The following is a 6835-nucleotide window of genomic DNA, read 5'->3' as shown; positions in this document are numbered from 1 at the left end:
TTATACTATTTCTTAGTGGTGATTTGTTGGTATTTTATTCTTTAACGGGGGGAAGCCCGACAGGCTGCTAGTCGTAATTGAGAAATCTTTTGCCGCCCTCTCCAAACTTGTTAAACCCGCGATCTTATTGGCGGCGGATAAACTTCGTTGAGCTGAACCCACGGAGAACGGAACCTATGGGGATTGTAAGGTTTTGAAGTGTGCCGTCAACCAAATGTCACGAAGAGACAGCAATGGGCGACCCCATTTTCCATTGCGCTCTCCGTCGATGACAACTCAGCCCGGCAGTTGGGCTGAATTGCATTTGAGACATTTCCGTATGGTGCTCAATGGATATTTATGTTTGGCGTTTGCTTAATTCTTCGCGAACCTTATCTATCATCCTTTCCGTTTCTTCTGGGGAAAGATTAAATGCTCTACCAAGTTGGTCAAGGGTTTGATCTTCTTGGGGGGAAATCATTCCGTCGGCAAAAGCCTTGCGAAGCTCCGTTTCAAAAATAACCCTACGTCTTGCCATCTGGTTAGCAAATGCCGAAGCAACGATACCCGTTAAGATGGCAACCGTGCATACGCCGAGAAATGCGGTAAAAAGCGATATGACACGGCCAGGCCATGTCACTGGCGTGAAGTCACCATACCCAACCGTGGTCAGCGTGATTACCGCCCAGTAAATCGCGTCGGGAATGGATGCGAACTTCTCTGGTTGCGCTTCATTTTCAGCAAAATACATTAGTGAAGAGGTAATTAAGATTGTGATCAGCAACAGATACAACGTTGCGGCAAATGAGCGCCGCTCGTCATAGATGGCCTGCACCAGATCTTCTATGGCAGTACTGTAATGTGAGATCTTGAACACACGAACCAATCGAACCGCACGGACAATACGCAAATCCAGACCGGGAATGAGCACTTGCAAGAAGGAGGGTGCCAAAGCTGCTAGATCGATCAGGCCATAAAAGCTCAGGATATAGGCTTTGCGGCCACGCCAATAATTACCTTGGTCTAGTGGAAAGCGAGCTCCGCTCGCCCAGATTCGTAGCAGGTATTCGACAGAAAACAAGATGATGCTGAACCACTCGAAATAATCAAAATAGATACCCCACCGTTGATATAGGGTGTTTACGGATCCAAGCACGACAGCAATGATGTTAAGCAAGACTATCGTGGAGATAAAGATGGAGCAAAACCTCGCGGAGAGGTCGTGCTTAACCTCGCTTTCGAGTATTTGAAACAGTCGAACTTGTATGGGGCGAAGGTTCATATATGATTTTTTACATTAGCCCGGTTGAGCTGAATGAAATGAAGCCAAATCTACTTGGCTTCGAATTTCGGGGTCAAATCCTAATTTCATGGTCAGGTCTAAAAAGATTGCATGAGGAGATGTGCTATTTAGCTAATGCCCGCGTGCATGTACTTCATTACTAGACCTGACGATGGAAGGTAAGGTTATCTGTGGTTATTCTGAAGCCATAGGCGGTTGAAAAGATTATTTCCTTGTGAAAAATCATTATCTATTTCGCACACTCATTGAAAATACTAACAACTCAAAATGTCACGCTACACTGTACTTCGGATAGGAATGAGTTTGGTTTAGTAGCTGTTCAAAAGCTTCCAGTGGCACGGGTCTGCTAAACAGATAGCCCTGATAGGCTATGCAGCCATGTTGCTCCAGAAAGGCGAGTTGCGCTTCCGTCTCCACGCCTTCGGCAATTACATCCATCCTAAGACTTTTGGCCATACCGATGATGGTCTGCACAATCACCTCATTACTGGGTTTTACGCTGATATTGCGTACAAAGGACTGGTCAATTTTAAGTTGATCGAATGGTAATTGAGTCAGATAAGAAAGAGATGAGTAGCCGATGCCGAAGTCATCCATGGAAAAGTGCACTCCAATTTCGCTGAGCGCATGCATTTTGATGATGGTGTCCTCAATGCTGTCGAGTACTAAGCTTTCCGTCAGTTCCAGCTTGAGCCGGTCGGGCTTGATCGCGCTGCTACGCAGTACTTTACACACCTGCTCGACATAATCTGCTTGATGGAATTGCCTTGCACTGACATTTACGGCAAGCTGTAAATCCCGGGTAAGTGAGTTACCTTCCCATAATTTTAGTTGGGCGCAAGCGGTCTCCAGCACCCACTGCCCGATAGGCAATATCTGTCCAGTTTCCTCCGCTAGCGGGATGAAATCCAAGGGCGGAACCAGGCCCCGCTTTGGGCACTGCCAACGCAACAGTACTTCGGCACCGGTAATCTGACGGTTGTGGTTGGCCTGCAATTGGAAATAGAGCTTGAATTGATTTTTCGCCAGCGCGTGACGTAAGTCATCTTCCAGAGCAGCACGAGCTATAACAGCTGCCTGCATTTCAGGATCATAGAATCGCAGAGTATTGCGGCCTGCCTTCTTGGCTTGATACATGGCAATATCCGCCCGCTTCAATAATGCTTCCATGGATTCCATGTGGCCACTGAACAAAGTGATGCCGATACTCGGAGTACTGATGTGATGGTTGCCCGCGAGGTCATAGGGATGATTGAGGGTAGTGAGTATTTTGAAACCGACCATCTCGACTTGGTTGGCTGCTTCCAAAACATTTTCGCTCATGTTTTCCAGGATGATCACGAATTCATCGCCTCCTAAGCGAGCTACGGTATCGCCCTCACGGATGCAGGCAGAAAGGCGCTCCGCAACCTTTTTTAGCAGCATGTCACCAATATCGTGACCCAAAATATCGTTCAACGTCTTGAAATTATCCAAGTCAATAAACAACAGCGCGCAATTCTTTTTGCTACGGGAGCTGGAAGCCGTCGCATGTTTCAGCCTATCCATTAGAAGTCGCCGGTTAGGCAACTGGGTAAGCGTGTCATAGTCGGACAGATGTTTGATTTGTTCCTCAGCACTCTTGCGCTCGGTGATATCCATCGCCACTCCTCGAAGTGTGGTAATTGCACCACTCGTGTTCCGCAGCGCTTCCCCGCGCGCCAGCATCCACCTGCATTCTCCGTTTGCCCTGACCATCTCAAGCTCTAATTCGTAGGGATCTCCCGTTTTCTGTATACGTAGCATAGAGGCGCTCAATCTCTCCCAACTCTCAGAAGTGAAGAGCCGGAAATGCTCGGCGTAATTCGGCGGCGGCAACTTCGAGTTTAATCCAAACATGCGGTAAAGCTCATCCGACCAAACGACGTGATTAGTCGCCACGTCCAGTTGCCAGTTGCCCACATGGGAGATTCGCTGCGCTTCTTGTAGCTCCGCCGTACTCTCCTTCAACGCTGACTCAGCTGTTTGCGGGCTGTAATATCCACTCCTGTTGGCAGCAGACCAAAGATCTTGCCACCTTCATCGCGTACCGGTGAAATCTGGAAATCAATGGGAACTAAGCTGTCTCCAATTTTTATTGCCACGTCATAGCGTCGTGTTTCGCCTTGCTTAGCAGCTTCAATGGCCCACATTAATTGGGCTCGTACCTTTGCGTCATATGACCACCATGGCATATCATGAAAATGTTGGCCGATTACATCCTTACGGTGGAATCCGACCCGATTAAGCTGCGCCTTGTTGACTTCCAGAATCACTCCATTGATGTCCAGCAAGGCAACATAGGAAAATAAATTATCGAGGATTTTTTTTAAGTGCTGGGTACTTTCGCGCAGATCAAATTCCTTCAGGGTGAGTTCATTGACATGTGCAGTCAGAGTCATACCGACCCCAGACAGAATCAGCATGTAAAACCAATAATTCTGGAGTCCAGCACTGGCTATTTCATTGGCAAAAAAACCGACTCTCAGGTAAGCGCCTGATAGAGCTTGAATGGCTACCATGTTCAGGGCAAATGTTGTAGAACGAATACCAACTCTTATGGCAATCAATGCGATGAACAAGAACATCATGAAACCTTTGGGTGTGTCGCTTAAAATTTCCTGGAACCAGCCGAGGAAAACGATTTGTCCGCCAATAAACGTGATGCTTATCAGCAACAGTTCTTCCAACCATTGCTTGTCTGTTCGATCCTCAGACTTTGATCGCCACCAATGCCACCAAACCAATATCAAAGGCGTGACCATTACGACACCGAGCGTATCGCCCATCCACCAATGCAATGCTTTCTCAAAGTAATCGGCTGGAGTGATGAAACCTGAAAGTAGCAAAGCGAATGTACCAATGAGGGCGCCGATGATGCTGGCAACAGCTCCTCCCAATACAACCAACAACAGGTAGTCACGCAATGTGTTCAGTGATGATGAAAATTTATCACTGCGAGTGAGCAACCTAATGCCCAAGAGAACTTCAAGCATGCTTGCCAATGTGGCGCCTGCAACCCAAACAAGTGAGTCGTTTGATAGTGCATTTACTACCAGCGCACCCAGAAATACTCCCCATAAATAACGTTTGCCGCCGATGAGTACTGCGGCTAACGCCAAGCCGCTACCCGGCCAGATAGCACTCCCAATATCATTGATGGTGAAGTAGCGATAAATGACAACGCCGAAAAACACGTAAAGCGCGGCGATACCAAGCTGGTTTAGCCATTCAGTTAAAGTGTTCGGAAAGGTGAATTTATTAATCGGCATTGCGTCGATTGTATTTTTATCGGTTCGACGCTATTGGAATGTTGCACGAACTATTATTAGTCGCCAGCTGCCGACGTAATAGCCGCCTTCCTTGAGATGACGCTCGATGTTTGTTACTGGCATGTTTACGCGCATAATATCCCCTATGTCAGTTTTGGTTATTATTTTTCGAAAAGGTTCCCACTATATTCTGTGATGAATATCTAACCTTCCACCAGCAGAATTGAAGCCTCAATTGGAATGAGCTAATGCGACTGATCCTCACCCAAAGCTAATTACGGTAGCGCTATGGAAAACTTAAGGCTACGCTGATTAAGCCCACCGATCTCACAGGTCGTGCGTTCTAACCGTAGTTGAAAAACATGGTGGACGGCAATGAAACAACAGACTCTGGCGATGGCGGCGAAATACGAAACTGGGTTTGAACAACACCGCAGACTGACACGGCTTGACGACAAGATTTTGGGGTCACGTCTATAAAGGTTGCATTAGGCGGTGTGCTATTTAGCAAGTGCCCCCGCATGCATGTACTACATTGCTAGACCTGGCCCCCAGCCATTTGCATTTTTAAATAGCTACTCAAACTGCTGGGGAAGATTGCGCGCCCATTCGGCAAACTCCAGTTGTGCTGTCTTCGCCATTACGTGCTGGATTGTTCAATGGCCACCTGATCAATTGCTGCATTCATTTCGGCGATCATTTGTTCAGCCGGAATTGGCGGGTGCCCCCGCGTGCATGTACTACATTGCTAGACACCATTTTTCATTGCGCTCGCCGTCGATGGCACCTCAGCCCCCGGCTTGCCCAGCGTAGCTTTTCAGTTCGTGCCAGATTCTGCAGCCAGCGGCGCTACCAAAGCTGATTCAACGCGGTTGCGCCCGCCCGATTTGGCCTTGTACATCGCTTCATCGGCAGCTTTGAACAGGGTCTTGAAATCCACTATCATGCCCTTGGCCACCGTGGCCAAACCGATGCTGCCCGTGACAATAATTCCCTCGGGCAGGCTGGCCTCAATTTTCTTTAGCAGGTTTTCGGCGAAGCCGATGGCGTTGGTCCGGTCACGGTTGATCAGGGTGACACAAAATTCTTCGCCACCCGCCCGCGAAGCAATGTCTCCGCTCAAACAACACTCGCGTATCACCTTGGCCGTCTCAAACAGGACGATGTCGCCTACGTCATGGCCCTTGGTGTCGTTAATTTTCTTGAAGTGATCCAGGTCAAGCAGCAAAAGGCTAACCGGAATGCCATGCTTCATCGCCTCGGTCATCCGCCGGGAACCGACCTCTGACATATAGTGCCGATTAAACAGACCGGTGAGCTGGTCGGTTAGTGCCAGACGGCGCAGGTGATCACGCTGGGCCTCAACTTGGTCAAACAATTGCTTATGCTTGACCATATTGTGTACCCGAACTTCAAGTTCCTTTGGGGTGACCGGTTTCGCTACAAAATCGTTGGCACCATAGCCAATGACGTCAAACTGGCGCTCTTTGCTGGTGGTGCCGGAAATGGCAAGAAAAGGTACACGACAATAGGGTTCGTCAAGCCGCCTGATGGCACGCACCAGGCCAAGCCCGGTGAGATCGCCTTCGAGCTGAACATCCGAGATCACGATGTCGAATTTTCGTTTCCTGAAGATTTCAAAGGCGTCTTCGGCGTTCGCCAGTGTCGTCACCGTAAGGCCCATGCCGCGTAATATTTCGCTCAAAAAGTTGGCGATTATTGGGCTGTCTTCGACCAACAGTGCATTACCGGTTAGCGCTTCAGCCGTCCGGCTAGCCTTCTCATATTCGGCGATGTAGTCAGCGAGTGCGCCAAGGTTAGCTTTGTAAAATATCTGGGTGATGCCGGCTTCCTTAGCATCTATTTCAAGATTTGGATCTTCTGACCCGGTGAGCAGCAGAATCGGGATGTTATGCCCTGAGGGATGTTTCCTGATTTCCTTGCACAACTCCATGCCGGATCCATCGGGCAGTATGCCTTCGACACAGACGACGTCCATTTCGCTCGCCACGATAAACATCCGCGCGTCCTGAACTGAATGGACAAAAGTAAGCTCTTCTGAAAGAAATGACAAATGCCTACGGATGGCATTTTGCGAAAAATTTGACGAAACCAACATTAGGACTTTCATTGTTCATCTTTTCCTGAAAGTATTTGAGTAAATGTAGATCGAAATCAATAGCTGCCGATGAAATCATTTTTTTGCCAACATCAACGCCATTATGTCGCAAGATCGAATAAGCAGCAGCAACACACTTTATCT

Annotated in this window: 4 protein-coding genes; all 4 read right to left on the bottom strand. The window is 48.3% G+C overall.

What is annotated here, in order from left to right; genetic code table 11:
• Positions 1-337: 337 nt before the first annotated feature.
• The 4 genes from MJ768_RS07460 to MJ768_RS07445 all read right to left on the bottom strand — a co-directional run bounded on the left by MJ768_RS07460 (position 338) and on the right by MJ768_RS07445 (position 6691).
• A complete protein-coding gene (locus MJ768_RS07460; RefSeq protein WP_256449835.1) occupies positions 338-1261 on the bottom strand; it encodes an ion transporter in 924 nt (307 codons plus the stop codon).
• Positions 1262-1552: 291 nt separating this feature from the next.
• Complete coding sequence (locus tag MJ768_RS07455) at positions 1553-3271, bottom strand: putative bifunctional diguanylate cyclase/phosphodiesterase (RefSeq protein WP_239289707.1); 1719 nt, start codon at positions 3269-3271, stop codon at positions 1553-1555.
• Positions 3268-4572, bottom strand: a complete 1305-nt coding sequence (locus MJ768_RS07450; RefSeq protein ID WP_239289705.1) for an MASE1 domain-containing protein — start codon at positions 4570-4572, stop codon at positions 3268-3270. The genes MJ768_RS07455 and MJ768_RS07450 overlap by 4 nt, the downstream gene beginning before the upstream one ends.
• Positions 4573-5389: 817 nt before the next feature.
• On the bottom strand, positions 5390-6691 hold the full coding sequence (locus MJ768_RS07445; RefSeq protein WP_256449836.1) for a diguanylate cyclase: 1302 nt from the start codon (positions 6689-6691) through the stop codon (positions 5390-5392).
• Positions 6692-6835 lie beyond the last annotated feature (144 nt).

It is taken from the genome of Candidatus Nitrotoga sp. 1052 (assembly GCF_927312905.1).
Classification (GTDB): domain Bacteria; phylum Pseudomonadota; class Gammaproteobacteria; order Burkholderiales; family Gallionellaceae; genus Nitrotoga.
This window is presented reverse-complemented; position numbering and strand designations above follow the sequence as displayed.